General features: G+C 60.4%; 27 protein-coding genes. 16 read left to right on the top strand and 11 right to left on the bottom strand.

Translation table 11 applies throughout. The features are described from left to right. Nucleotides 1-16: 16 nt before the first annotated feature. Genes TU80_RS26260 through sctU form a run of 9 tightly spaced genes read left to right on the top strand, consistent with a single transcriptional unit; the run spans nucleotide 17 to nucleotide 6,964 of the window. The gene (locus TU80_RS26260; RefSeq protein WP_046384779.1) at nucleotides 17-919 is read left to right on the top strand and encodes an FHA domain-containing protein; all 903 of its coding nucleotides are present in this window, start codon (nucleotides 17-19) and stop codon (nucleotides 917-919) included. Further along, on the top strand, nucleotides 916-2,274 hold the full coding sequence (locus TU80_RS26255; RefSeq protein ID WP_046384778.1) for a FliI/YscN family ATPase: 1,359 nt from the start codon (nucleotides 916-918) through the stop codon (nucleotides 2,272-2,274). Before TU80_RS26260 ends, TU80_RS26255 begins: the two co-directional genes overlap by 4 nt. Beyond that, nucleotides 2,261-2,689, top strand: coding sequence for a type III secretion system stalk subunit SctO (sctO, locus tag TU80_RS26250; protein ID WP_057005748.1), 429 nt, complete (start codon nucleotides 2,261-2,263; stop codon nucleotides 2,687-2,689). The genes TU80_RS26255 and sctO overlap by 14 nt, the downstream gene beginning before the upstream one ends. Next, nucleotides 2,686-3,141 (top strand): type III secretion system HrpP C-terminal domain-containing protein, encoded by a 456-nt coding sequence (locus TU80_RS26245; RefSeq protein WP_046384776.1) that lies wholly within the window; start codon nucleotides 2,686-2,688, stop codon nucleotides 3,139-3,141. The genes sctO and TU80_RS26245 overlap by 4 nt, the downstream gene beginning before the upstream one ends. Further along, nucleotides 3,138-4,151, top strand: coding sequence for a FliM/FliN family flagellar motor switch protein (locus tag TU80_RS26240; RefSeq protein WP_057005747.1), 1,014 nt, complete (start codon nucleotides 3,138-3,140; stop codon nucleotides 4,149-4,151). The genes TU80_RS26245 and TU80_RS26240 overlap by 4 nt, the downstream gene beginning before the upstream one ends. Continuing rightward, complete coding sequence (gene sctR, locus TU80_RS26235) at nucleotides 4,148-4,801, top strand: type III secretion system export apparatus subunit SctR (protein WP_046384774.1); 654 nt, start codon at nucleotides 4,148-4,150, stop codon at nucleotides 4,799-4,801. The genes TU80_RS26240 and sctR overlap by 4 nt, the downstream gene beginning before the upstream one ends. Nucleotides 4,802-4,808: 7 nt before the next feature. Further along, nucleotides 4,809-5,072, top strand: coding sequence for a type III secretion system export apparatus subunit SctS (sctS, locus tag TU80_RS26230; RefSeq protein ID WP_017844422.1), 264 nt, complete (start codon nucleotides 4,809-4,811; stop codon nucleotides 5,070-5,072). A gap of 9 nt (nucleotides 5,073-5,081) precedes the next feature. Further along, a complete protein-coding gene (gene sctT / locus TU80_RS26225) occupies nucleotides 5,082-5,870 on the top strand; it encodes a type III secretion system export apparatus subunit SctT (RefSeq protein ID WP_017844421.1) in 789 nt (262 codons plus the stop codon). Beyond that, the gene (gene sctU / locus TU80_RS26220; protein WP_046488028.1) at nucleotides 5,867-6,964 is read left to right on the top strand and encodes a type III secretion system export apparatus subunit SctU; all 1,098 of its coding nucleotides are present in this window, start codon (nucleotides 5,867-5,869) and stop codon (nucleotides 6,962-6,964) included. The genes sctT and sctU overlap by 4 nt, the downstream gene beginning before the upstream one ends. Here sctU and TU80_RS26215 read toward each other — a convergent pair whose 3' ends face one another. From TU80_RS26215 to TU80_RS26165, 11 genes are all read right to left on the bottom strand, one after another. Further along, a complete protein-coding gene (locus TU80_RS26215; RefSeq protein ID WP_017844419.1) occupies nucleotides 6,965-7,336 on the bottom strand; it encodes a hypothetical protein in 372 nt (123 codons plus the stop codon). It lies immediately after the preceding gene. Beyond that, nucleotides 7,333-7,536: an HrpT family type III secretion system protein gene (gene hrpT / locus TU80_RS26210; protein ID WP_057005746.1), complete on the bottom strand. Its 204-nt coding sequence runs from the start codon at nucleotides 7,534-7,536 to the stop codon at nucleotides 7,333-7,335. The genes TU80_RS26215 and hrpT overlap by 4 nt, the downstream gene beginning before the upstream one ends. Beyond that, entirely contained in the window at nucleotides 7,533-9,674 is a 2,142-nt protein-coding gene (sctC, locus tag TU80_RS26205; RefSeq protein ID WP_057005745.1) for a type III secretion system outer membrane ring subunit SctC, read from the bottom strand. Before sctC ends, hrpT begins: the two co-directional genes overlap by 4 nt. A gap of 14 nt (nucleotides 9,675-9,688) precedes the next feature. Next, nucleotides 9,689-10,036 (bottom strand): type III secretion protein, encoded by a 348-nt coding sequence (locus tag TU80_RS26200; protein ID WP_226926247.1) that lies wholly within the window; start codon nucleotides 10,034-10,036, stop codon nucleotides 9,689-9,691. Nucleotides 10,037-10,082: 46 nt separating this feature from the next. Next, nucleotides 10,083-10,301, bottom strand: a complete 219-nt coding sequence (locus tag TU80_RS26195; RefSeq protein ID WP_026139725.1) for a hypothetical protein — start codon at nucleotides 10,299-10,301, stop codon at nucleotides 10,083-10,085. Nucleotides 10,302-10,387: 86 nt separating this feature from the next. Further along, nucleotides 10,388-10,984, bottom strand: a complete 597-nt coding sequence (gene sctL / locus TU80_RS26190; RefSeq protein WP_017844414.1) for a type III secretion system stator protein SctL — start codon at nucleotides 10,982-10,984, stop codon at nucleotides 10,388-10,390. 2 nt (nucleotides 10,985-10,986) lie between these two features. Beyond that, nucleotides 10,987-11,544 (bottom strand): hypothetical protein, encoded by a 558-nt coding sequence (locus TU80_RS26185; RefSeq protein ID WP_046488039.1) that lies wholly within the window; start codon nucleotides 11,542-11,544, stop codon nucleotides 10,987-10,989. Continuing rightward, nucleotides 11,537-12,343: a type III secretion system inner membrane ring lipoprotein SctJ gene (sctJ, locus tag TU80_RS26180; protein WP_046384769.1), complete on the bottom strand. Its 807-nt coding sequence runs from the start codon at nucleotides 12,341-12,343 to the stop codon at nucleotides 11,537-11,539. Before sctJ ends, TU80_RS26185 begins: the two co-directional genes overlap by 8 nt. Nucleotides 12,344-12,349: 6 nt before the next feature. Beyond that, nucleotides 12,350-12,712 carry a hypothetical protein gene (locus TU80_RS33555; protein WP_232925850.1) on the bottom strand — a complete coding sequence of 121 codons (363 nt, stop codon included), beginning with the start codon at nucleotides 12,710-12,712 and terminating at the stop codon, nucleotides 12,350-12,352. A 111-nt stretch (nucleotides 12,713-12,823) separates the two neighbouring features. After that, nucleotides 12,824-13,027, bottom strand: coding sequence for a hypothetical protein (locus tag TU80_RS26170; RefSeq protein ID WP_017844410.1), 204 nt, complete (start codon nucleotides 13,025-13,027; stop codon nucleotides 12,824-12,826). Nucleotides 13,028-13,207: 180 nt separating this feature from the next. Then, on the bottom strand, nucleotides 13,208-14,134 hold the full coding sequence (locus tag TU80_RS26165; RefSeq protein ID WP_017844409.1) for a sigma 54-interacting transcriptional regulator: 927 nt from the start codon (nucleotides 14,132-14,134) through the stop codon (nucleotides 13,208-13,210). A gap of 560 nt (nucleotides 14,135-14,694) precedes the next feature. On the opposite strand from TU80_RS26165, the gene TU80_RS26160 reads away from it, so the two are divergent. The 7 genes from TU80_RS26160 to TU80_RS26130 all read left to right on the top strand — a co-directional run bounded on the left by TU80_RS26160 (nucleotide 14,695) and on the right by TU80_RS26130 (nucleotide 22,995). Beyond that, on the top strand, nucleotides 14,695-15,972 hold the full coding sequence (locus TU80_RS26160) for a cystathionine gamma-synthase family protein (RefSeq protein ID WP_046384767.1): 1,278 nt from the start codon (nucleotides 14,695-14,697) through the stop codon (nucleotides 15,970-15,972). A gap of 151 nt (nucleotides 15,973-16,123) precedes the next feature. Beyond that, on the top strand, nucleotides 16,124-17,554 hold the full coding sequence (locus TU80_RS26155; RefSeq protein ID WP_046384766.1) for an amino acid permease: 1,431 nt from the start codon (nucleotides 16,124-16,126) through the stop codon (nucleotides 17,552-17,554). A gap of 51 nt (nucleotides 17,555-17,605) precedes the next feature. Then, a complete protein-coding gene (locus TU80_RS26150) occupies nucleotides 17,606-18,496 on the top strand; it encodes a LysR substrate-binding domain-containing protein (protein ID WP_046384765.1) in 891 nt (296 codons plus the stop codon). A gap of 16 nt (nucleotides 18,497-18,512) precedes the next feature. Further along, nucleotides 18,513-19,892, top strand: a complete 1,380-nt coding sequence (gene thrC / locus TU80_RS26145) for a threonine synthase (RefSeq protein WP_046384764.1) — start codon at nucleotides 18,513-18,515, stop codon at nucleotides 19,890-19,892. A gap of 22 nt (nucleotides 19,893-19,914) precedes the next feature. Continuing rightward, complete coding sequence (locus TU80_RS26140) at nucleotides 19,915-20,352, top strand: Lrp/AsnC family transcriptional regulator (protein ID WP_046384763.1); 438 nt, start codon at nucleotides 19,915-19,917, stop codon at nucleotides 20,350-20,352. Nucleotides 20,353-20,528: 176 nt separating this feature from the next. Further along, complete coding sequence (locus tag TU80_RS26135) at nucleotides 20,529-21,572, top strand: homoserine dehydrogenase (RefSeq protein ID WP_057005744.1); 1,044 nt, start codon at nucleotides 20,529-20,531, stop codon at nucleotides 21,570-21,572. Between the two features lie 10 nt (nucleotides 21,573-21,582). Continuing rightward, on the top strand, nucleotides 21,583-22,995 hold the full coding sequence (locus TU80_RS26130) for an aldehyde dehydrogenase family protein (protein WP_046384761.1): 1,413 nt from the start codon (nucleotides 21,583-21,585) through the stop codon (nucleotides 22,993-22,995). Nucleotides 22,996-23,176 lie beyond the last annotated feature (181 nt).

Raw genomic sequence — 23,176 nt, 5'->3', positions numbered from 1 at the left:
CAGGGAGGGCTTGCTGATGTTTGAACTGCGCGTGTTGGAGGGTTTGAATCAGGGCGCTGCGTTGCCGTTGTTTGGCGAGCAGTGGAGCCTGGGTTGTCACACGGACGCCGACCTGCTGCTGACCGACGCCGGGGTGGTCGAGCATCATGCGCGGCTGCGGTTGATCGACGGGTTCTGGTCGGTGCAGGCGGAAGCCGGGCTGTTGCAAAGCAGCACCGGGCAGGCGCTGGCACAGATCGCCGACCTGGCGCTCAATACGCCTTTTTCGCTGGGCAGCATTCGCCTGTGCGTCGCCTTGGCCGACCAGCCTTGGCCCCGGGCGGCGGTCGCGCAGGTCACGCCAGCCGCCGAGCCGCGCCAGGAGGCGCCGCCCGCGCTGGTGCTGTCGTCCATCCCGCCGTTTCAGCAGAAGCGCCTGATCAGCCTGGTGCTGGTGTGTGCGGTCATCATTGTGGCGGTCGGCATGGCGTCCACCGGCGAGCATGAGGCCCAGGCGTCGTTGATGCCCGTCGAGCCGCAAAAGCCCAACCTCGGTTCGCCGCTCGAGGTGCGTCAGCAGTTGCTCAAGATGCTCGGCGAGCGCGAGCTGGACCATCGCGTCGGCTTGCAGGTGATCAATGGGCAGATCGCCCTCAATGGCGATGTGTCCCAGGAAGAGGTCGAACTCGTGGCGCGCATGCTCAGCCGCTTTGCTGAACAGTTCGATACCGCCGTGCCGGTGATCAGTCGTGTACGGGTACGTGACAGCATCCTGCCGTTCAAGATCTTGCAGATCGTCGGCGGGCCGAGCGGTCATGTGGTGTTGGAACACGGCGACCGTTTGTTCGTCGGCGATGAAGTGGATGGCCTGCGGCTGGTGCTGATCGACAACAGCAAGGTGGTGTTCGACGGCGCGCAACGCTATGAGGTGCGCTGGTGAGCGGCACGGTGCAGGAGCGTCTCGACGCGTGGCAATTGATTCAGTCCCAGGGCCTGGCCCGTTTCGCGCCGGTGTCGATGCGCGGGCGTATCCAGCGTGTCAACGGCATGCTGTTGCAGTGCCGGCTGCCCCAGGCGCGTATCGGTGATCTGTGCCAGGTCGAAAAAAAGCCTGGCGATTACATGCTGGCCGAAATCATCGGGTTCGATCAGCAGGATGCGGTGCTCAGTGCCCTGGGCAATCTGGAGGGGGTGCGCGTCGGCGCCGCGGTGGAGCGCCTGGGGGTGCCGCACCGGGTGCGGGTCAGCGACGAGCTGTTGGGCCAGGTGCTGGATGGTTTTGGTCGGCCGATTGCCGGCGAGGGCCCCAGTGCGTTCGTCGAGGCGGATACGCCCGACGCGACCACGGTGTTGTGCGAGGCGCCATTGCCCACGGAGCGCCCGCGCATCAGTCGCGCGTTGGCCACTGGCGTGCGCTCGATCGATGGCTTGCTGACGTTGGGCGAGGGCCAGCGCGTCGGGCTGTTCGCCGGCGCCGGTTGCGGCAAAACCACGTTGTTGGCCGAGATCGCCCGTAACGTGGAATGCGATGTGATTGTGTTCGGCCTGATCGGTGAACGGGGCCGCGAATTGCGCGAGTTCCTCGATCACGAACTGGATGACCAGTTGCGTGCCAAGGCCGTGCTGGTGTGCGCCACGTCCGACCGCTCCAGCATGGAGCGCGCGCGTGCCGCGTTCACGGCGACGGCGCTGGCCGAAGGTTTCCGGCGCAAGGGCAAGCGGGTGTTGTTGCTGATCGACTCGTTGACCCGTTTCGCCAGGGCCCAGCGTGAAATCGGCCTGGCCGCCGGCGAACCGTTGGGCCGCGGTGGTTTGCCGCCGTCGGTGTACAGCTTGTTGCCGCGCTTGGTGGAGCGCGCCGGGTTGACGCGCGAAGGCGTGATCACCGCGATCTACACCGTGCTGATTGAGCAGGACTCGATGAGCGATCCGGTGGCCGATGAAGTTCGCTCGCTGCTCGACGGCCATATCGTGCTGTCTCGCAAGCTGGCCGAGCGGGGCCACTACCCGGCAGTGGATGTGCTGGCCAGCCTTTCGCGAATTTTGAGCAACGTTGCCGAGCCTGGGCACATCCAGTCGGGCACGGCGTTGCGCCGCCTGTTGTCGGCTTACCAGCAGATCGAGTTGATGCTCAAGTTGGGCGAGTACCAGCCCGGCAACGATGCGCTGACCGATCTGGCCGTGGACAGCCGCCAGGCGGTGGATGACTTCCTGCGCCAGGACCTGCGTGAACCCTCGCCCATCGCCTCGACCCTGGATCACCTGATGGAGCTGACTGCCTATGTCCCTTTCTGAAGTATTGCCGAGTGACATCGACACCTTGCGGCGCTTGCGTCGATACCGCGCAGACCGCGCCGAGCGGGCGCTGCGCGAGGCCAAGCGGGCGCATCAAACGCTGGTCGCGCATATCCAGCAGGCCCAGGAGACGCTGGAGCAAACGCGCCAGGAAGAGGCCCGGCAATGCGCGCAACTGTTGAGTGAACACCAGGGCCAGGTGGTGACCTTCAAGGCGCTGAAAACCTGGAGCGCCAAGGAGCAGCACTTGTCGGCCGGCACCCGCCGCGAAGAAAGCCAGTTGAAGACCCTGCAAGGGCAACGCGAAGAGCAGGCGGTGCAGGTCGGCAGTGCGCAAAAGCACGTGACCTTGTGTCTGCGCCAGGTGGAAAAAATCCAAGAACTCTCCCATTTACTCGCGCAGGAACCGCTATGAACCACGTTTCAGTCAACCCGTCTGAGCGCCAGTACCCGCTTGAGTTCTGGGGCGACCGTGTGCCGGCAATCGACGCGCTGGCGCCTTGGGAGCAACGGCTGTTTGCCCAGTTGTTGAATGATGACAGCGACGACGCGAGCCAATGGCAGTTCCTGGCCGGAATCAAGGCTTCGGGGGAAACCGCCAGGGTCGATGCGTTGAGCGAGCAATTGGTTTCGCGGATGGACGGCGTGTCGCAGTGGCCGCTGACGGCGGTCTTGTATTTGCCGCACCTGGGGCGGATCGACAGCAGCATCGGCCGAGAGCAGGGCGCCTGGAGGGTTGAGTTGCGCGCCGAGCGAGAGGGCACGACGCGCTGGCTCAGCGGGGTACGGCAACAGTTCGAGCAAAGGCTCGCCGCGAGCCTGGCACGGCCGGTCAGCGTGCATTTGGCACATACGGCGCTGGCATGATGATGCCCTCCCTGGCGTTACCCACGGTCAAGGGCGATGTGGTGGCGGCCCGGCAACGGTTGGGGCGCGGATTGCGCATGTCGTACCAGGTTGGCGAGCTGCGCGGAGAGTTGCGGCTGGAACCCGGGGCGGCCCCCATGGGCGTCCAGCCGCTCTGTTTCGAAACAGCCTGCGGCGTATTGGGGTTCAGTGAGCCGGGGCCGCAATTCAGCTTGCTGGGCGAATGCCCGGTGACGTTGGCGCAGGCGGGCAACGATCCGGACTCCTGGTTCTGGGCCCTGTTTCAACATCATTTGAGTGCCCAGGTGCGGGCGCTGTTGGGGCATCTGCGGCTATTGCCCTCTGCCCGGCCGTTGAACTTCGGTTGCCGGTTGTGCGTGACGCTCGGCGCTTCCCACGTGGTGGGCTATCTGTGGCTGTCGACCGAGAGCTTTCTGGCGTTGTGCGAGGCCGGGCCGTGGCGCCGCATGGCCAGCCCGATGCCGACGCGTTTTCAGTTGGCGCTGCCCGTGACGATCGGGCGCCTGCGCGTGCCCCTCAGCCAATTGCGCGGCCTGCGCGCCGGCGATGTGCTGATGTTCGAGCAGGTGTATTTCCAAGCCCATGGCAACGGCCATGTGCAGGTCGGCAGGCAACGCCTGTGCGTGTTTATTGATGATGAATCCGGGCCTGTCTGCCTGACCCTTACTTCGATCGAGGAAGCGCCTTTGGAAGAGGATTTCGCAACACCGCCCTATGCAGGGCATGAAGACGACACGCCGGTGGTGGATGTCTTCGGGCATGAACCGTTCGACGAACTGAGCATGGCGCTCAATGTGCGATGCGGCACGCTCAACCTGACCCTCGGCGAGCTGCGCAACCTGGCGCCCGGCGCGGTGCTGGGCATTTCCGGGTATGCGCCGGGCATGGCCGGGTTGTATTACGGCGACCGCCCGCTGGGCGTGGGGCAATTGGTGGAGGTGGACGGTCGCCTGGGGTTGCAGATGTCTCGTGTGATTTTTTCCCGATGAGTTTTCAAGGCGTAGACCCGATTGTCCTGGCCGTGTTCGTGGGGGCCTTGTCGTTGATGCCCATGCTGTTGATCGTCTGCACCGCGTTCTTGAAGATCGTGATTGTGCTGATGATTACCCGCAACGCGATCGGTGTGCAGCAGGTGCCGCCCAGCATGGCCATCAACGGCATCGCATTGGCGGCGACGCTGTTCATCATGGCGCCGGTGGGCTATGAGATCGCGGAGGTCGTCAAGGTATCGCCCCTGGACTTGAGCAACGTGAGCACGCTGCAACAGACCGGGCTTGAGGCGGTGCAGCCGTTGCGGACGTTCATGGTGCGTAACAGTGACCCGGACATCCTCACCCACCTGCTGGAAAACACCGCGCGCATGTGGCCGCCGGCCATGGCGCAGGAGGTCCAGCGCGAAGACCTGATCCTGCTGATCCCGGCGTATGTGTTGTCGCAGTTGCAGGCGGGGTTCGAGATCGGCTTCTTGATCTACATACCCTTTATCGTGATCGACCTGATTGTCTCCAACCTGCTGCTGGCGCTGGGGATGCAAATGGTCTCGCCCATGACCATTTCCCTGCCGCTCAAATTACTGCTGTTTGTGATGGTGTCCGGCTGGTCGCGGCTGCTGGACAGCCTGTTCCTTTCCTATCTCTGAGCTGCCTATGGAACCGATCGTACTGTTCAAACAGGGCATGCTGCTGGTGGTGGTGCTGACGGCGCCGCCGCTGATTGTCGCGGTGATCGTGGGCGTCCTGACGTCACTGATCCAGGCGCTGATGCAGATACAAGACCAGACGCTGCCTTTCGGCGTCAAGCTGGTCGCCGTTGGCGTCACGTTGGTGGTGACCGGGCGTTGGATTGGCCTGGAGTTGGTCCAGTTGATCAACCTGACGTTCGACATGATCGCCCGTTCGGCCTTGAATTGAGGCGTGCCCATGCTGCTCTATCTTGATTTACTGCCAAGCCTGCTGATTGGCATGGCACGCATCTACCCCTGCGCTTTTCTGGTCGCGGCGTTCTGTTTCCAGCACATTCGCGGCATGCCCAGGCACGCCGTGGTGATGGTCATGGCGTTGATGCCCGCGCCGGGTATTCATGCGGCGCTGATGGGGCAGGAACTCTCCGCGATGATGTTGGGCGCGCTGGTGCTCAAAGAGGCGATCCTGGGCGTTTTGCTGGGGGTGTTGCTGTCGATGCCGTTCTGGATGTTCGAGTCGGTCGGGGCGCTGTTGGACAACCAGCGCGGGGCTTTGGCCGGCGGTCAGCTCAACCCGTCGCTGGGCCCCGACGCCACGCCGATCGGGCATTTGTTCAAGCAACTGGCGATTTTTTTATTGATGGCCAGCCTGGGCCTGGGCGCACTGACCCAGGTGATCTGGGACAGCTATCTGATCTGGCCGCCGACCGTGTGGTTTCCGTTGCCGGCGGCCAATGGCCTCAGTGTGTTTGTCGAGTTGGTCGGCGACACCTTCACTCACATGATGCTGTACGCCGCGCCCTTTATCGCCGTACTGCTGTTGCTCGAGTTCGGCGTGGCACTGTTGGGGATCTACAGCCCGCAACTGCAGGTGAGTACGCTGGCCCCGCCGATTAAATGCCTGGCCGGCATCGGTATTCTGCTGCTGTATTTCGCCCTGCTGCAGGACTTGATCGTCGGGCGCATGGCGCTGCTGAGTGACCTCAAGCATTCCCTGGGCCTGCTGTTCAAGGGGCCTTTTACATGAGTGACTCAGGGGAAAAGAAACACCCCGCCAGTGCCAAGAAACTGCGTGACCAGCGCAAGAAAGGCCAAGTCGCGCAGAGCCAGGACGTGGGTAAGTTGCTGGTACTGACGGCCTTGAGTGAGATCGCCTTGTTCACGGCCGACACCAGCATGCAGCGCTTCCAGCAGATGATCGCACTGCCGCTGGCGCGCATAGGGCAACCCTTTGCGCGCGCCCTGGAAGAAGTGCTGACGGAGGCGCTGGTGTTGTTTTTCTCCTTCGGCCTGCTGATGGTCGGGGTCGCGATCGGGGTGAAACTGATCAGCAGCTGGATGCAGTTCGGCTTGCTGTTCGCCCCCGAATCCCTGAAGTTGGACTTCAACCGGTTGAACCCGCTCACCCAGCTCAAGCAGATGTTCTCCGCCCAATCCCTCATGAACTTGTTGATGGGCATCGGCAAGTCATTGCTCCTGGGCTTGATACTGTACGTGGTGATTGGCCCGTCGCTGGGGGCCCTGATCAACCTTGCCAACAGCGATCTGCAAACCTACATCCTCGCGCTGATCACACTCTTTCGGCACTTGTTGCATGCGTGTCTGGGGGTGCTGCTGGTGCTGGCGCTTATCGACCTGACGTTGCAGAAGTACTTTTTTGCCAAGCGCATGCGTATGACTCAGGTCGAGGTGGTCAAAGAGTACAAAGACATGGAGGGCGATCCCCACGTCAAGGGCCAGCGGCGCTCGTTGGCTTATCAGTTGGCCCAGGAAGAACCCAAGGTCAAGCTGCCCAAGCTGGAGGAGTCGGACATGCTGGTGGTCAACCCGACGCACTTTGCCGTCGCGTTGTATTACCGCCCCGGCCAAACGCCGCTGCCGAAACTGGTGGCCAAGGGCACGGACGCGAATGCGCGTAAGCTGATTGATCGAGCCAAGGCGGCGGATGTCCCGGTGATTCAATGCGTATGGTTGGCGCGCACGCTGTACGAGGCAAAACTGGGGGCGGGCATTCCGCGCGAGACCTTGCACGCGGTGGCGTTGATCTACCGTACCTTGCGCGACCTCGACGATGAGGCCAAGCGTGAAACCCTCGAGTTGCCGGAGCTGGAGCAGCGCTGATCAGCGGTTGGCAAAACCATCCAAGGCGTCGAGGTCGGCCAGCGACAGCATTCGGCTGAGGACTTGATCCACGGCCTGAAGCTCGGCGGGCAGGGCGTGCCAGATCACCAGTGCGCCCTGGGCATCGAGGTAGATATAGCAGCCATCAAATACCACTGCCTGATCGAAACGGCGTTCCAGCACGCGTTGCAGTTGCCCGGCTTGCAAGGCCGCCTGGCTGATGTGCAATGCCAACCCCGGGCGGGCGTTGGCGTGCCGTGTGTGCAGGGCGATGCCCAGGCACAACGGCAGGTGAGCGGCATCGCCGCTCACCAGGCTATCGAAGAATGCCTGCCGATGCCGCTCATCGTCCGGCACCCTCCCGGCGTTCATCGTTCCAGCGACACCGTTTGATAGTCCGAACGCTCCCCGGCCGGGCCGGGTTCGACGCGCATGTGCGGCGGCCACCAGATCACCAATTTATCGCTGGTCGATTGTGGGCGTGAGCAGGAGTCCCCTTTGCAGGTCGGGGTGCAACCGCTGATGAACAACGCGGTAATCATCAGGGTGGCGCACAACAGTCTTGGCTTCATGGCGTGGTCTTCCGGGTTGGCGTGAGCAGGGACGGGCGCGGCACACTCAGGTGTTCATCCTTCACCACCGGGCGCATGGCGATGAACACTTCGGCTTCTTCGCCCGGCTTGAGCCAGGCGCGTGGCCAGACGGTGACCGCCAGGGTCTCGGAGTTGCTGCATTCTTTTTCATCGATGCGGACGTTGCGCTTGTACTGATTGCGCAGCACCACCACCGCCACGTTGAACTGCGGGCCGGCGTACCACTGGCTGCGCTCGGTATTGAGCGCCAACAGCTCGCGAGGGGTACACAACGTGTTCAACGCCAGCGGCATCGGTGCGGCCTTGAAGGCTTTGGGCACTTGCCCGCTGACCAGATGCGCCAGGATGCTGGTGATGTCGCTGCGGTTGATCACCGGCTGATGTGGGGCCAAGCGCCGTGCCAGGGGTTTGAGTGCGGCCTGCAACTCGCTCTGGTCGGCCTGCGGCAAGTAACGCGATGGGTCGGACTGATCGCCGATCACGCGCGGGGTGAGAATGAACAAACGTTCGCGCCGGTTGTTCTGGCGTTCCGTCGAAGAGAACAGCGCTTTGCCCAGCAACGGAATGTCCCCCAGCAAGGGGATCTTGTTTTGCTTGTCCGCGCTGTTCGTTACATGGAAACCGCCCACCACCAGGGAGCGTTTTTCCGCCATGACGGCCTGGGTGCTGACCTTGCCCCGACGCACATCGGGGCCGATGCGTTCGGGGTTGGACTCGTCGAAGTTACCGTCTTCGATGTCCACCGCCAGGTGGATCTGATGGCCACCGCGGCTGGTGATGACGCGAGGCACGACCTGGAAACTGGTGCCGACGGTGATCGGCAGGATGGTCGCGTTCTCGCTGCCGGCCGTCAGGTACTGGGTGCGGTTGAAGTCGATCACCGCCGGTTGGTTTTCCAGGGTGAGCACCGATGGGTTGGAGACCATGGTTGCCAGCCCGCGCGCTTCCAGGGCGCGCACGTCGGCGTAAAAGCGGTCGCGGTTTTCGATCGACAATTGTGATGAGGTGCCGGGCGCCATGTTGACCCCGCCGCGGAAGCGACTGTTTTGAAAGCCCCAGTTGACGCCGAACTCACGTAATTGGGTGCGTTCGATGTCGAGGATGATGGCGTCGATTTCCACCAGTTTGCGCGCCACGTCGAGCTGACTGATCAGCTCGCGGTACATCCCCTGACGCTCCGGCAGGTCATAGATCAGAATCGCGTTGTTGCGCACATCGGCCTCGACGCGGATTCGGCTGGGGTTGACCGGCGCCCGCGACGTCAGCGCTATGCCGGCGTCCACCGGCCCGGTTGGCGCGGGTGTGCCGAGCATCTGCCCCAGCAGCGGGTTGCTCAGGCGCGGGAACGCCGGCGTCAGGGGCGCGGGCTGGGACTGCGCGGGGGAGCGCTGAGTCATGCCGGTGAGCATCGCGGGATTGCGTGGGTCGAGCAGCCCGCGCAGCATGGTAGCCACGCCGGGGATGGTGATTCTTTCGTTGCGGTATTCCATTTGGCGGTCCGCGGCGTTGGCGAACTTGAGCGGATAGCTCAACACGCTCTGCTTTTCGTCCGGTGAACGGCGCTGGCTGCTGAACTGCTTGATCTGTTCGATATAGCGCCGGGGGCCGGAGACCAGGACGACACCGTCCTCCGGCAATTCGCCCCAGCCGAAACGACTGTCGAGCAGGCCGATATCGGTCAGCGCCTGCTTGAGGTCGGCAATGGTTTCGGACGACACCTCCAGGCGTGCGGACTCTTGCTGATCGAGGGTGCTGATGTGCAGGGTGTTGTTGTAGAGATACCACTGGAAGCGGTGTTCAACGCCCAGCCTGTCGAGCAGCGACTGCGGGGTATTGGCGCGTATCTTGCCGTTGACGTTGCCCTCCAGCAGGCCCTCGATCTGGAGTTGGGTGCCGAAGGTCTGGGCAAAATCTTCCAGGACTTCACGTAACGGCTTGTGCTGGGCTTCATAGGCGTATGCCGTGTTCTTCCATTCGGCGGGGATGGCGGCGAGGGCGCCTGGCGCCGGGGCCAGCAAGCAGGTCAGGGCGATCAGGCACCGCCAATCGGCGCGTCTGGATGAAGTTTCGGGCGGGTCAATGCGCAAGCTGTCGCGCTTGTGGATCTTGTTATGCATAGAAGCTTCTCTGATTAGTACAGCAACGAACGTAGGGAGGTGGGGTTGCGTCGAGGCGCCGGTCTGTGGAGGCGCGCGACGGTGGCGCGCCAGGTATCGCGTTGGTTGAGCAGGGACTCGAGGCAGAGCTGCAGCTGCTGTTCGTCGTGCTTGTCATGCAGGCAATGCATCAGCCAGAGCGCGCCACTGGCCGGCGCCTGGGCGAGAGCGCCTGGAAAGTGTTCCAGGCTGACCTCGCCCAGTCGCAGCCAGCTCAGCAGCAATGATTTGTCCGGGCGAAGTGGCGTCAACTGGACACTGAGCAACAGGCTGTTCGAACAATGACGCAGGATAATTTCGTCATTGTTTTCGAATAACCTCAATTCTCCGGAGCCGCGTTTCAAACACTCGGCCAGCAGCGCGTTCAAGTTACTGACCGCTGTCCAGGCCTGACTTCAGGAGCATATGTTTGACGCGGGCATGCTCATTGAAGACGTATTCGGAAGTTCGATGCTTGGCGACAAGATCGAAAAAAAAGGCAAGGTCTTCTTCAGACCCGGAATTGGTTTCTGCGGCGAGGTTGAGGTCACGTTTAACCTCCCTTGCGTCGTTTAAAAGCCGATTGCTGTAACCGTCGTAATAGTTCATGGATTCACTCCGTTGGGATGTTCTCCTTTTTGGTTTGTATTTCGAATTGGTTCCATGTGCGGCAATTTTTATTTCATGAAGTGTGTTTAAAACCCGTTGTCTGAAGGGCTGTCATCGGGCTTCATGAAAATATTGATCAAGGACGTCCAGTCAATCCGGAAGTCCCCTTCTTCGGTGGTCAATATGAGCGATTGCAGTTTGATCGTATCGTCGGCGCGCAGTGTCCAGTGCGTGCTGCCGCGGTTGGTCAGGCATGCCCGCACCGCCTCCAATTCGAGCGGGTGGCAAACCAATGTTGCCTTCACCGCTGGCACATGGCTCGCCAGTAATTGCTTGATCAGGGCGGCCATGCGTTGGGGCGCGGGGGTGTCTTCAAGCAGCAGGTGAATCGCCTGGTTGGCGATCGAGGTGGCGTATTGTTCAAGGCTGTCGCACAGGGCCTGACGCTCGATTTCCCAGCGTTTGAGTTGTGCATTGGCACGTTGCCATACTTCAACGCTGACTTTTTCCAGCAGCGCTTCACGTTGGGCGTGTGCCGTCTTCAGCAACTGCCTGGCCTCGGCTTTTGCCTGGTCCACCACATTGCTGGCCTGGGTATAGCTCGCCAGTGTTTCGCAAGAGATCAGGCTCCCCGGCAAGGGCGGCGCGCCCCCGGGCGAGCTGATTTTATATCGGCATAACATCGTTAATCTCCGTGCCCCTCTGAGGCGGCAGCGCTACTGTTCCTGTTCATCGCGCCAATGCGCCACGCCACCGCATGCCAAAGGGTATCGAGGCGGCTATGGGAGTCGCCGAGCGACAGGGCTTTTTCGTCCAGATCCAAAATGCGCCGGCGCGCAAAGCGCAACCGGATGCGCTGCCAGGTGGCCGGCGTGACCCAGGCGCGGAGCAATTGCAGCGGGTCATTATCGGGTTGCACCATATCCAGGGGCAGGGCCTTGGCCAGCCTGTTGCACCACTGTCGATGGTTGTCATCGAGTGCGGTGGCATAGGCGGGACGGCAGATGCCGTCAATCAGGGCGAGCCCCAGGTCGAGTTGATCCGTGGGGGCGAGTGCCAGTTGCAGAAGTGCGGGGTCGGGCATTGGCGGCAGGCAAGGGGCAACGCCATAAGGCGTGCCCGTGACGACCTGCCGGCTGCGGTGCAGCTCATTCAGCGCGGCGTGTTGAACGGGGGCTTTCCAGTCTTCGTGGGCACACAACCAGGGCGCGGACCACCATTGGGCCCATGAGAGATTACTCATTGCGGGCCTGGACAGGCGCATCCGGGGATGGGCCGTCTGACAGCGCGTCTGCGGCTCTTTGTGTGCGTTTATGCCAGAACATGCCCGCCGCGATCATCAGCGCCAGGGCGATCAGCCCGAATGTCACACTGGCCCGCCAAAAACCGATGTCATCTCCCGGAACCAGGAACGGCCCGAAGTAAGCCAACCGTTGCTGCTCTAAGTAAGCGGTTGCCGGCACGAAGACGACCGTCAGTTTTTGCGGGTTTTCCACCGCGGCGGTCATCCCCGGAATACTGCTTGCAACCATCCTGCGCACCCGGGCCCTGATATTGTCGGGGTCGAGTCGCGGGTCATGCTTGATGAACACCGAGGCGGAGGCGGGTTGTACCGGTTCCCCCGGAGCGACGCGCTCGGGCAGCACCACGTGTACGCGAGCCACGATGACGCCATCGATGTTCGACAGCGTGGTCTCCAGCTCCTGGGACAGGGCATAGATGTAGCGTGCTCGTTCTTCAAGCGGCGTGGAAATAACCCCCTCTTTGCGAAAGGTGTCGCCCAGCGTCGCGCGCGCGACCCGCGGGAGGCCGGCGGCCTCCAGCGTTCGCACAGCGCGGCCGATATCGGTTGAGTTGACCACCACCACAACGCCATCTTTCGCGGGAACCTTGGTGGCGCGGATATGTTTGTCCGCCAGTTCCGCAACGACCTCATTGGCCTCTTGTTCGGTTAACTGACGATGAAGTTCGACACGGTCACTGCAGGCATTGAGCAAGAATGAGAGCGACAGGATTACTAGGATAAGCCACGGGCGAGTCATGTTGGCCTACTGGAGGTTGCTGATTTTATCGATGCACTGCGCGGTTTTACCGACGCTCTTCGACAACATGTGCGTCAGCAGGAGTGCGTCGGAAAGTTGCCCCGGATATTTTCGCGCCTCTTCCAGTTTGTTCTTGCTGCTTAATGCCCGCAGGCTTTTGGTCATACGCTCAGTCATGGAATTGAGCTTGCCTGCGGCTTCGGAAAGCACATTCGGTGGCAGCGCATGATCGACCGCGGTATTCGCAACTGGGGAAGGCATGAGCGTTGAGTTGAAAAAGCTGACATCGGTGGCCGAGTGGGAGGCCTCCTGTATGCCCGAGGTGCCAGGGAGTTGATTGATTTCAGTCGTGCGGATGCTGCCTATCATCATGTTGCCCTGTCAGATAAGGGTTAGAAGATGAGCGTGTATATGACAACGCTCGTGGCGGTATGGCCTTCCCGGCATCGACTGTCGAGAAGGCCAGCAAGCGTTCAGCTATTACAGGCGGAGCATGTCAGCGGCTGCTTTAATACCGTTGGTATTAGCGTTCTCTGCTGCTTTATATGCGTTTTTTACGCCATCTTTGCGCTTCTTTGATTCTACAGCCTCCATACCAGCATCTGCCTCATCAGCAGACATATTGTTGGCGTCACCGCCACCATAGGAGGCGCCAGAATACGAGCCAATCGAACCGATAGTCATGTTGTTTTCTCCGTGCTTGACGTTAGTTTCACTGGAGTCAGCGATACATCAAAAGACGCTGTTGCACACCTGTATCGCTGTTCCATGACTTATGTGGCTAAACGGATTCATGCGTTCCATATGTTGCGGGAAGGTATGTTTCAAAAGATGTTATTGCGTTAACAGGGGCGGCACCCTGTTTCAGTTGAGTGATATTCCCAAATGCTTTATTCGGTGGTACAGCGTTCGCTTGGCGACGCCTAAAGCGATTGCCACACTGTCCACACAGTGGTCGTGTTGACGAAGCGATTCTTCAATCAACGATTTCTCCATCTGTTGCAATCGTGTCTTCAGGTTCAATTCAAGTTCATGTCGGTTGATCACCGCGGTGGATAACGGCGGCAGGCCCAACACGAAGCGCTTGGCCGTCGAGCGCAGTTCGCGCACGTTGCCCTTCCACGGGTGGCACAGCAGTTGTTGCAATAACTGCTTGCTAGGGGGCGACGGCGCGGCGAGCCGGAAGTGATCGGCCTCTTGCTCAATCATGTCCAGGAACAAGGGAATGATCCGCTCTCGCCGATCCCGTAAGGCTGGTAGGTGGATATTGACCACATTCAGACGGAAGTAGAGGTCGCGTCGGAAAGTGCCTTGCTCGACCATTTCGTGCAAGGCGTGCTGGGCCGAGGCGATCACACGCATGTCTACCGGGATAAATCGTGTAGACCCCAGGCGTTCGACCCCGCGTGATTCCAGTACACGTAACAGCTTGGCTTGCAGCGACAGCGGCATGCTGTCGATTTCGTCGAGGTATAGGGTGCCCAGATGAGCGGCTTCGACAAACCCCGCGCGAGATTGCATGGCGCCCGTGTAGGCGCCGCTGTTGACGCCGAACAGTTGGCTTTCGGCCAGGGTTTCCGGGATGGCGGCACAGTTAACTGCAACGAAGTTTCCTTTGCGACGAGACAGCTGATGGATGCGTTGCGCCAACGTATCTTTACCTGTGCCGGTTTCTCCCAAGAGGAGAATATCGATATCGAGAACGGCCGTATTGTTCACGGTCGTTTCGATGGCCGGGCAATCGCTAAAGGTCATGTCCGTTATAAGAACGTTTTCGCAGAGCGTCGACATCGTGTTGTGCTCCGATACTGTTGCCACGTCAGGGAGGGCAATTAACCTATGGGCCGGCACGCAGTTAAACAGGAAAGCTTAGTGTTGTCATGATGCGCTGCTTGAGCTGTAGAGTCGCTCGGGTATTTGAATCGCAAGAACTATAAAGTTGCAAGCGCTGCTCGGGGTAGTTGCCCGTGGTTGGTGTAAGATAAATCTTAGAGTGATGAGGAATAGTTGGGATGTTTGATGAGGGTGCAGTTATGTTGCGGTGTGTGTTCTAGAATTCTCGTTATTTTATAATGTGTGGCGATGTTTCACTATCTTGATGCATCGCCCTTTATAGTTCGGCTTCTACCGCAATCAACGTTTGCACGTTAAATCAGCCAGCTAGACAGCCCACTGCCCGCACAAAAACCCACCAGGGCTGGACCCCCTCACCCCGCACATGGATAGCCATTAAAAAAAACAGCCCTTTGGCACCGATAACATCGTTTCTCGGGCGCACGGGTTTTCAATATATTGGCCGCCAGATCCGATTAATGATTCAACATTCACCACTCTCAGTGCGAGTAGTCTTAATGAACAATAAACCTGACAGCACAAGGCTTGAAAATGCCGGAGCGGGGACCCGGGCGGTCTGGGGTGGGGAGCAAGTCAGGCACCCCTACAATGCCACTCAAACACCTATCGTGGTCAGTGCCGCTTACGGTTACGACGACATCGACGTCTGGTACGACGTTGCTCTGGGCAATGCTCCGGGCTTTATCTACAGCCGCATGAGCAACCCGACGGTCGAGACCCTCGAAGCCAAAATCCGCGAGTTGGAACATGCTGAGTCCGCCGTGGCCTTCAGCAGTGGCATGGCGGCGATCAGCAGTGTGCTTTACACCTTCCTGGCCCACGGCAATCGTGTGGTGTCCACTAAGGACAGCTATGGCGGAACCAACAAGATTTTCGAAGAGTTCCTGCCGCGCATGGGCGTCGAGGTGACCTTGTGCGAGACGTTCGATCACGAGGAGATCGAGCGTGAAATCGCCAAAGGCTGCCAGTTGGTGTACCTGGAAACACCGACCAACCCGACCCTGAAAATCCTCGATATCCAGCGTCTGGTGGCTGCGGCCAAGCGCGTCGGTGCCGTGGTGGTGGCGGACAACACCTTTGCCACGCCGCTGAATCAAAACCCACTGGCGCTGGGCGTGGACGTGGTCATCCACAGCGCGACCAAGTTCCTCAGCGGTCATGGCGATGTGCTCGGCGGCCTGGTATGCGGCAGCGAATCGTTGATGGCCAAGGTTCGTCATTACCGGGAAATCAACGGTGCGACGCTCGATCCCTTCTCGGCCTACATGATCATCCGCGGCATGAAAACGCTGGTGCTGCGCCTGCGTCAGCAGCAACACAGTGCCCGTGCCCTGGCAGAGTTCCTCTGCACCGAACCGTTGGTGGCGTCGGTGAATTATCCCGGCTTGACCAGCCACCCGAACCACGCTGTGGCGTGTGCGCAAATGTCCGGTTTCGGTGCCATCGTCAGTTTTGTCCTGGTCGGTGGCATGGACACGGTCAAGGTGCTGTTGCCGCGCCTGCGCTTTGCTCACTGCGCGGGCAATCTGGGCGCGGTGGAAACCATTTACGGTCCGGCGCGGACCACCAGCCATGTGGAGAACACGCTGGAGGAGCGTCTGGCCCTGGGTATCTCCGAAGGGCTGGTACGCGTCTCCGTCGGCATCGAAGACACCGATGATTTGCTCGACGATCTGCAGCAGGCGTTTGCCTTTGTCAGGCATTCACGGGATGAACAGCTACCAGCAAGCAAACAGCCCTCAATCAATGAAACATGCACTGAGGTAGCCAGTTGAAGTTTTAACGTTACTCCCTCACGACAGGGCCGTTAGTGAGGCGTTCATGAAGCGGAATAATAATAAAACCCAGTGGCGACATTTTTTGACTCTGCCCAGTAACTCAGCGCAGACGTTAATGCGTGCCCCGCCAACTTTCATGAGAACAACCATGTCCATACAAGAACAGCAAATCAACCCGCGTGCCAGTTTCAAACAGGAAATGCAGACGCGCCATATTGTCATGTTGGCATTGGGCGGCGTGATTGGTACCGGGCTGTTTCTCACGTCCGGATACACCGTTAACCAGGCCGGTCCGTTAGGTGCGGTCATTGCTTACATCATCGGCGCCCTCATGGTCTACATGGTCATGATGTGCCTGGGCGAGTTGGCGGTGCAGATGCCGGAAACCGGCTCCTTCAGCACCTACGCCACGCGCTTTCTTGGCCCAGGTACCGGCTACACCGTGGCCTGGCTGTATTGGCTGACGTGGACCGTGGCCATCGGCTCGGAATTCACCGCCGCCGGTATTCTTATGGTGCGCTGGTTCCCGGACACGCCGGTGTGGATCTGGAGTGCGCTGTTCGCTGGCGTGGTGTTCCTGACCAACGTGATCTCGGTGCGTTTGTTTGCCGAGACCGAGTTCTGGTTGTCCTTGATCAAAGTAGTGACGGTGGTGGTGTTCCTGATAATCGGCGGCGGGGCGATTCTCGGCCTGTTGCATATCGATCAGGCGCACAGTGCCGGCCTGGGTAACTTCACCCGCGAGGGCTTGTTCCCCACCGGTTTCATGTCGATTGCCATGACCCTGTTGGCGGTGTCCTTCGCCTTCTCCGGTACGGAGTTGATCGGTATCGCTGCCGGTGAAACCAAGGACCCTCAGCGCAATGTGCCGCGGGCCATTCGCACTACCGTGTTGCGTCTGGCGATCTTTTTCGTCGGCACCATTTTCGTCCTGGCGACGCTGTTGCCCCGCGAGCAGGCCGGTTTGGTGGAGAGTCCGTTCGTCACTGTATTTACCTACATCGGCATTCCTTACTCCGCCGACATCATGAACTTCGTGATCATCACGGCGCTGTTGTCTGCGGCCAACTCCGGGTTGTACGCCGCTTCGCGGATGCTCTGGACCTTAAGCGATCAGGGACACCTGCCTAAGCAGTTCTCTAACCTGACCCGCACGGGGACGCCGTTGAATGCCATCGTATTGAGCATGTTCGGCGGCGGTGCCTCGTTGCTCAGTAGTGTGTTTGCCGCTGACACCGTCTATCTGGCGCTGGTGTCGATTTCCGGGCTGGCGGTAGTGGTGGTGTGGATGAGCATCGCCGCGAGCCAGATCGCATTCCGCCGTCACTATGTGGCCAATGGCGGTGATGTCCGCGACCTCAAGTTCCGCGTCCGGGGTTATCCGTGGGTACCTCTGGGAGCGCTGGCCTGCTGCAGCCTGGCCTGCGTCGGGATCGCTTTCGACCCCGAGCAGCGGGTGGCGCTGTACTTCGGTTTGCCATTCATCGCCTGGTGCTACTTCGTGTATTACATTACCCGCAAGAGCCGCGAGCGACGCTTGTCGCTTGCCCCCTTGGCACAACCGTCCGATGCATTCTAGGCAGGGTGGGCAAGCGTGCTCGGTGCGGGGGGCGTCAATGAGGTCCAGACCATGAAGCAAAAGCCGTTACCCCCATTGAACTGGCTGCGGGCATTCGAGGTGTCTGCCCGCTGTCTGAACTTTACCCACGCCGCCGAGGAACTGTTTTTGACCCAGGGCGCGGTCAGCCAGCAGATCCGCCAATTGGAAAGCCATCTGGGGGTGGCGCTGTTCAAGCGCTTGCCCCGTGGCTTGGGGCTGACCGAGGAAGGCCAAGCCTATCTGCCGGTGGTGCAGGATGCGATCACTCGGCTGGCGGTGGGGACCAACGAGATTTTTGGCCAACACAAACGCCGACCGATCAAGGTGCGTGGCAGCCTGGCGTTTTTCGTACATTGGCTGGCGCCCAAATTGGTCGACTTTCGTCAGGCTCATCCCCATGTCTACATCCGCTATATCAGCAACATTTGGGTCAAGGAGCTGGATGGCGAAGACGATATGGAAATTCGTTGGGGTCATGGTCAATGGCCCGGCCTGGTCTCGCAACGCCTGACCTGGGACACCTTGTTTCCGGTCTGCTCGCCCGCCCTGATGGCGCGCTCGCCGCTGAAGGTCGCGGCCGACGTGGCTCACCATCCGTTGCTGCACGTTCTGGGTTACGAAGAGGGCTGGGGTTACTGGTTGAACATGGTCGGAGCGGACACCGTCGATTCGTCGACCGGCATGCAGTTCGACACGCTGATCTGCACCTTGCGCATGGCCGAGTTGGGGCAGGGGATTGCCCTGGCCCGCTCCTCGATGGTCGACGAGATGCTCCAGGACGGGCGTCTGGTTGAACCCTTCGCCCAGCGCATCGAAGCCAGCGAATCGTTTTATCTGGTACGCGGTTCGGGGGCCGACCAGCATCCCGATGCGGTCATGTTTTCTACCTGGCTGGTCGAGCAGGCACATCGTTACAAATGAATGGCCGGAGTCAACCATGCACTATGTGAGTACACGAAGTTCGGCCATGCAGGTCGATTTCGAAAAGGTCGTGTTATCCGGTATTGCCGAGGACGGCGGACTGTTCGTGCCCTTCGAGTTGCCGCTGTTCGAACCCCAGGACATGGCCAATTGGTCGATCTTGCCGTATGACGAACTGGCCTATCGGGTCATGAGTCCGTTTGTGGGTGGGGCCATCCCTGAGGTGGATCTCAAGCGCATGCTCAAAGAGGCGAGCAGCCGCTTCAGTCATCGCTCCGTGGCGCCCTTGCATCAGGTCGACCGCAACGAGTGGGTGCTGGAGCTGTTCCACGGACCTACCCGTTCCTCGAAGGATTTTGCCGCCCAGTTGCAGGCGCAGTTGGTGCAGTATTTTCTGCACAAACGCCAGCGACGCGCGGTGGTGCTCGGGGCTACCAACGGTGATACCGGGCTGGCGGCCATCGAGGCGTTCAAGCACTGTAACGACACCGTCGTGGTGGTGCTCTATCCGGCATCCGGCGTACCACAGAATCAGTTGCAGCATCTGCAGGCGGTGGCTCACCCGAATGTCCACACGTTCGCGGTCAACGGTAGCTTCGATGAGTGCCAGACCATCGTGAACCGGCTGTTCCGGCAGTGGCCATGCACGCAGCACGAGGCAGTCAGTTTCAACTCCAGCAACTGGGTCAGTGTGTTGGCGCAACTGGTGTTTTATTTCCACGCCGTGCTGCAACTGGGAGGCGCTCAGCGTCTGATTGGTTTCAGCGTGCCCGCCGCGAGTTTTGCCGAGGTATATGCCGGTTACATTGCGCAGAAAATGGGCCTGCCGATCACCCAGATGATCGTTGCGACCAATCAGAACGACGCATTGCATCAGTTGTTTCTGAAGAACCACTACTCCAGGTTGCGAACCAACAAGACGTTGTCGCCGGCCATGGACCTGTCGATTTTTTCCAACCTTGAACGTTTCCTCTGGGAGCTCTACGGGCATGACGATCAGGCGGTGAGCGCGCTGATGGCAGCGTTCGAATCCAGCGGCGAGATGACCATCGCCAACGAGTTCTGGTTGCAGGCGCGGATGATCATCGACTCCTACGCGGTCAGCGATGACGAAACCCTGCAGGAAATGACCTCGCTGTACCGTGACACCGGTTACGTCATTGATCCTCACACCGCCACCGGCGTCCTGGCAGCTCGACTGTACCGCCGCAGCCTGGTCGCGCCGATGGTCACCCTGGGGGAAATCTCACCGGCCAAATCTACCGTGCTGCTCGGCGAGCTGGGGATCGGTGCGCCGGCGCAACACAGCCCGCTCGCGGAGCAGGGATCGGCACAGCATTACCGGATTCAACCGGACGACCTCGACACCATCCATCAGCTGCTCGGCGCGCTGTGACGGCGTTGCCGCAGGAGGTCAAGTGAAGCGCATTCTGGACCCGCTCGATGAACGTATCATCGCTGAGCTGCGGCTCAATGCCCGGGCGGCCCACGCCGAGCTGGCGACCAAGGTCAATCTGTCGCGCAATGCCGTGCGCCAACGGATCGAACGGCTCGAGCGCGACGGTGCGATACAGGGGTATACGGTGCGAACGGGGGAGGGGCGACAAGCCTCTTCGAGCATCAATGCGGTGATTTTTGTCTATCGCTACGACCGCATGCGCGGCGCGGATGTGCTGCAGGCTTTGCGGGCAATACCGGAAGTCATCGAGTGCGATGTCATGAGCGGCGAGTTCGACCTGATGCTGCGCGTCGGCGCTGCGAGCCCGGAGCGGGTGCATAAGGTCTGGAATGAAATCTCCGCGCTGCCGGGCGTGGAAAACACGGTGACTTCATTCGTTTTATCGTCTGTTGTCTAGCCGGTTTTTTGCTGTGAAAAAGTCAACTTCGGTTGGCTTTTTTTATGCCCGGACGCTTTGCCCAGGCACTGGTCAAAACGCCCATGAAATAGAGCAAATTGGCATATTTCACTGCCCAGGACGTGTCCCTAATCTAGTGCCCAACAACCCATCACCCAGATCAAGGACAATAAAAAATGACTGAATACAAACTGGCGCTGGTCGGCTTCGGTGGTGTCAACCGGGCGCTGGCTCAGCTGATTGCCGAGCGTAACGACAGTTGGAAAAACGAACTGGGTTTTACCCTGAAAATCGTCGGCGTCACTGATCTGTTCCTCGGTTCGGTGATCGGTCGCGACGGGTTGGATGCCGCGTTGCTGGCCAATCTTCCAGCGGTCAAGGGCGCTTTCGCGCAACTGCCGGGGGGCGAAGCCGTAGCCCTCAACGAAGCGGTGATCAAGGCGTCCGGTGCGGACATCATTGCCGAAGCGACCTTTACCAACCCGGTGGATGGTGAGCCGGCTACTTCGTTCTGCCGCTGGGCGCTGGAGAACGGCAAACATGTGGTCACCACCAACAAGGGACCGATTGCCCTGCACGGTGGCGAGCTGAAAGACCTGGCCCAGCGCAATAACGTCGTCTTTGAATACGAAGGTTCGGTGATGAGCGGCACACCGGTGATCCGCCTGGCCAGGCAGTTGCTGGCGGGCAGTTCGGTTGTCGGTTTCGAGGGGATTCTCAACGGCACGTCCAACTTCGTCCTGACCCGCATGGAAGGCGGCCTGGGTTTCGCCGAGGCGGTCAGTGAGGCGCAGGCATTGGGGTATGCCGAAGCCGACCCAACGGCGGACATCGAGGGGCATGATGTACGTCTGAAGGTGGTGATTCTGGCCAACGAGTTGCTGGACGCCAAGCTGAACGTCAACGATGTCAGTTGCAGCGGTATTTCCTCACTCGGCCTTGGCGACATCGAAAAAGCCCGGCAGGACGGAGCACGCTGGAGGCTTATCGGCGCGGCCACGCGTCATGCCGATGGTTCGGTCAGTGCCAGTGTCGAGCCGCGCCTGTTGAACCATGATCATCCGCTGGCCGGTATCTGCGGCGCCACCAATGCCGTGTCGTTCGCCACCGATCTGCTCGGCGCTGTGACGGTTTCGGGGCCGGGAGCTGGGCGCACGGAAACAGCGTTTGCGTTGCTGTCGGACATCATCAGCATCCATCAGTCTGTTGCGCACAACTAGGAGAACGCCTGTGAAACTATCGAGTCTTGCGCTGGCTGCCGTGGCGCCGCACATCGAAGTCTTCAACCCCTTTGACGGGACTGTTATCGGGACCGTAGCGGATGTTTGTGCATCGCAGGTGCCGCAGTTGCTGGTGCAGGGTCGCAGCGGTGCGCAAGCCTGCGCCGAACTGCCGCGTCATCGTCGGGCACGCATTCTCGAACAGGCCGCCTTGCACATCGAACGCGATGCCCCGGCATTTGCCCGGCTGATTGTCGACGAAGCCGGCAAGACCCTCAAACAGGCGGAAAAAGAGGTCAAACGCTGCGTCAACACCCTCAAGCTTTCTGCCGAAGAGGCCAGGCGCAATGCCGGGGAAGTGGTGCCTTTCGATGCCTATGAGGGCTCCGAGTCGCGCCAGGGCTGGTTCTCCCGCGAGCCGCTGGGCCTGATCGTCGCGATCACCCCGTACAACGATCCATTGAATCTGGTGGCGCACAAGCTCGGTCCGGCCATTGCCGGCGGCAACGCGGTGATTCTCAAACCGTCTGAGCTGGCGCCGTTGTCGGCCATCAAATTGGTCTCGTGTCTGGTTAAGGCCGGGTTGCCCGAGTCGGTGGTCACCGTCGCCACCGGCGGCGCGGAACTGGGCAAGGCCTTGGTCGCCTCCCGTGAGGTGCGGATGATTTCCTTTACTGGCGGCTTCGTCACCGGCGAGCAGATTGCCCGCACGGCCGGCCTGAAGAAGCTCGCCATGGACTTGGGCGGCAATGCGCCGGTGATCGTCATGGCGGACTGCAACCTTGCGGCCGCCGTCGACAGTTGTCTGTCCGGGGCCTTCTGGGCGGCGGGACAGAACTGCATCGGCACTCAGCGCCTGCTGATCCAGGCGTCGATCTACGCGCGTTTTCGCGAGCACTTCGTCAGCCTGGCGCAGAAACTGGTGACCGGAGACCCATTGCTTGCCAGCACCGACATCGGCCCGATGATTACCCCCCAAGCGGCGCAGAAGGCCGAGCAGGTGGTCAACGAAGCGTTGGAGGAGGGCGCCAGGTTACTTTGCGGCCACCGGCGCGAGGGCTCGTGCTACGCCGCGACCGTGCTGGAAAATGTCGATCATGCCAGTCGCCTGTGGCGCAACGAAGTGTTTGCCCCAGTGGTCGTGTTGCAGCCTTTCGAAACCTTCGATGAGGCCATCTCGTTGGCCAATGAACCCGATTACAGCCTGCACGCGGGTATCTTCACCAATGATCTGGCGACGGCGATGAGTGCGGCGCGGCGGATCGAGGCGGGTGGCGTGATGATCAACGATTCGTCCGACTATCGTTTCGATGCCATGCCGTTTGGCGGCTCCAAGTACGGCAGCCTCGGCCGGGAAGGGGTGCGCTTTGCCTATGAGGAAATGACCCAGCCCAAGGTGGTGTGTCTGAACACCCTGGGTTAAGCGATTCAAGGCAAATTAAATCAGGTCGTTTGGCATTGGGAAGGTCTGGTCACCCGCCCAATGCCTTTTTCTAGCGTTAGCCATGCATTTATTGCCGAGAGTTCAGATCGAATGGCTCGCTTGCCTTCAAAGCGCCCACAAAAAAGCCGCGAATAAACGCGGCTTCTTTGATTCCGACAAC

Origin of the sequence: Pseudomonas veronii (assembly GCF_001439695.1) — a bacterium.
Lineage (GTDB): Bacteria > Pseudomonadota > Gammaproteobacteria > Pseudomonadales > Pseudomonadaceae > Aquipseudomonas > Aquipseudomonas veronii.
This window is presented reverse-complemented; position numbering and strand designations above follow the sequence as displayed.

What these genes read in the sequence shown, in the direction of transcription:
- TU80_RS26260 (WP_046384779.1), top strand. Translation starts at nt 17, where the DNA reads ATGTTTGAACTGCGCGTGTTGGAGGGTTTGAATCAGGGCGCTGCGTTG.
- sctO (WP_057005748.1), top strand. Translation starts at nt 2,261, where the DNA reads ATGTCCCTTTCTGAAGTATTGCCGAGTGACATCGACACCTTGCGGCGC.
- TU80_RS26245 (WP_046384776.1), top strand. Translation starts at nt 2,686, where the DNA reads ATGAACCACGTTTCAGTCAACCCGTCTGAGCGCCAGTACCCGCTTGAG.
- TU80_RS26240 (WP_057005747.1), top strand. Translation starts at nt 3,138, where the DNA reads ATGATGATGCCCTCCCTGGCGTTACCCACGGTCAAGGGCGATGTGGTG.
- sctR (WP_046384774.1), top strand. Translation starts at nt 4,148, where the DNA reads ATGAGTTTTCAAGGCGTAGACCCGATTGTCCTGGCCGTGTTCGTGGGG.
- sctS (WP_017844422.1), top strand. Translation starts at nt 4,809, where the DNA reads ATGGAACCGATCGTACTGTTCAAACAGGGCATGCTGCTGGTGGTGGTG.
- sctT (WP_017844421.1), top strand. Translation starts at nt 5,082, where the DNA reads ATGCTGCTCTATCTTGATTTACTGCCAAGCCTGCTGATTGGCATGGCA.
- sctU (WP_046488028.1), top strand. Translation starts at nt 5,867, where the DNA reads ATGAGTGACTCAGGGGAAAAGAAACACCCCGCCAGTGCCAAGAAACTG.
- TU80_RS26215 (WP_017844419.1), bottom strand. Translation starts at nt 7,336, where the DNA reads ATGAACGCCGGGAGGGTGCCGGACGATGAGCGGCATCGGCAGGCATTC.
- hrpT (WP_057005746.1), bottom strand. Translation starts at nt 7,536, where the DNA reads ATGAAGCCAAGACTGTTGTGCGCCACCCTGATGATTACCGCGTTGTTC.
- sctC (WP_057005745.1), bottom strand. Translation starts at nt 9,674, where the DNA reads ATGCATAACAAGATCCACAAGCGCGACAGCTTGCGCATTGACCCGCCC.
- TU80_RS26195 (WP_026139725.1), bottom strand. Translation starts at nt 10,301, where the DNA reads ATGAACTATTACGACGGTTACAGCAATCGGCTTTTAAACGACGCAAGG.
- sctL (WP_017844414.1), bottom strand. Translation starts at nt 10,984, where the DNA reads ATGTTATGCCGATATAAAATCAGCTCGCCCGGGGGCGCGCCGCCCTTG.
- TU80_RS26185 (WP_046488039.1), bottom strand. Translation starts at nt 11,544, where the DNA reads ATGAGTAATCTCTCATGGGCCCAATGGTGGTCCGCGCCCTGGTTGTGT.
- sctJ (WP_046384769.1), bottom strand. Translation starts at nt 12,343, where the DNA reads ATGACTCGCCCGTGGCTTATCCTAGTAATCCTGTCGCTCTCATTCTTG.
- TU80_RS33555 (WP_232925850.1), bottom strand. Translation starts at nt 12,712, where the DNA reads ATGATAGGCAGCATCCGCACGACTGAAATCAATCAACTCCCTGGCACC.
- TU80_RS26170 (WP_017844410.1), bottom strand. Translation starts at nt 13,027, where the DNA reads ATGACTATCGGTTCGATTGGCTCGTATTCTGGCGCCTCCTATGGTGGC.
- TU80_RS26165 (WP_017844409.1), bottom strand. Translation starts at nt 14,134, where the DNA reads ATGTCGACGCTCTGCGAAAACGTTCTTATAACGGACATGACCTTTAGC.
- TU80_RS26160 (WP_046384767.1), top strand. Translation starts at nt 14,695, where the DNA reads ATGAACAATAAACCTGACAGCACAAGGCTTGAAAATGCCGGAGCGGGG.
- TU80_RS26155 (WP_046384766.1), top strand. Translation starts at nt 16,124, where the DNA reads ATGTCCATACAAGAACAGCAAATCAACCCGCGTGCCAGTTTCAAACAG.
- TU80_RS26150 (WP_046384765.1), top strand. Translation starts at nt 17,606, where the DNA reads ATGAAGCAAAAGCCGTTACCCCCATTGAACTGGCTGCGGGCATTCGAG.
- thrC (WP_046384764.1), top strand. Translation starts at nt 18,513, where the DNA reads ATGCACTATGTGAGTACACGAAGTTCGGCCATGCAGGTCGATTTCGAA.
- TU80_RS26135 (WP_057005744.1), top strand. Translation starts at nt 20,529, where the DNA reads ATGACTGAATACAAACTGGCGCTGGTCGGCTTCGGTGGTGTCAACCGG.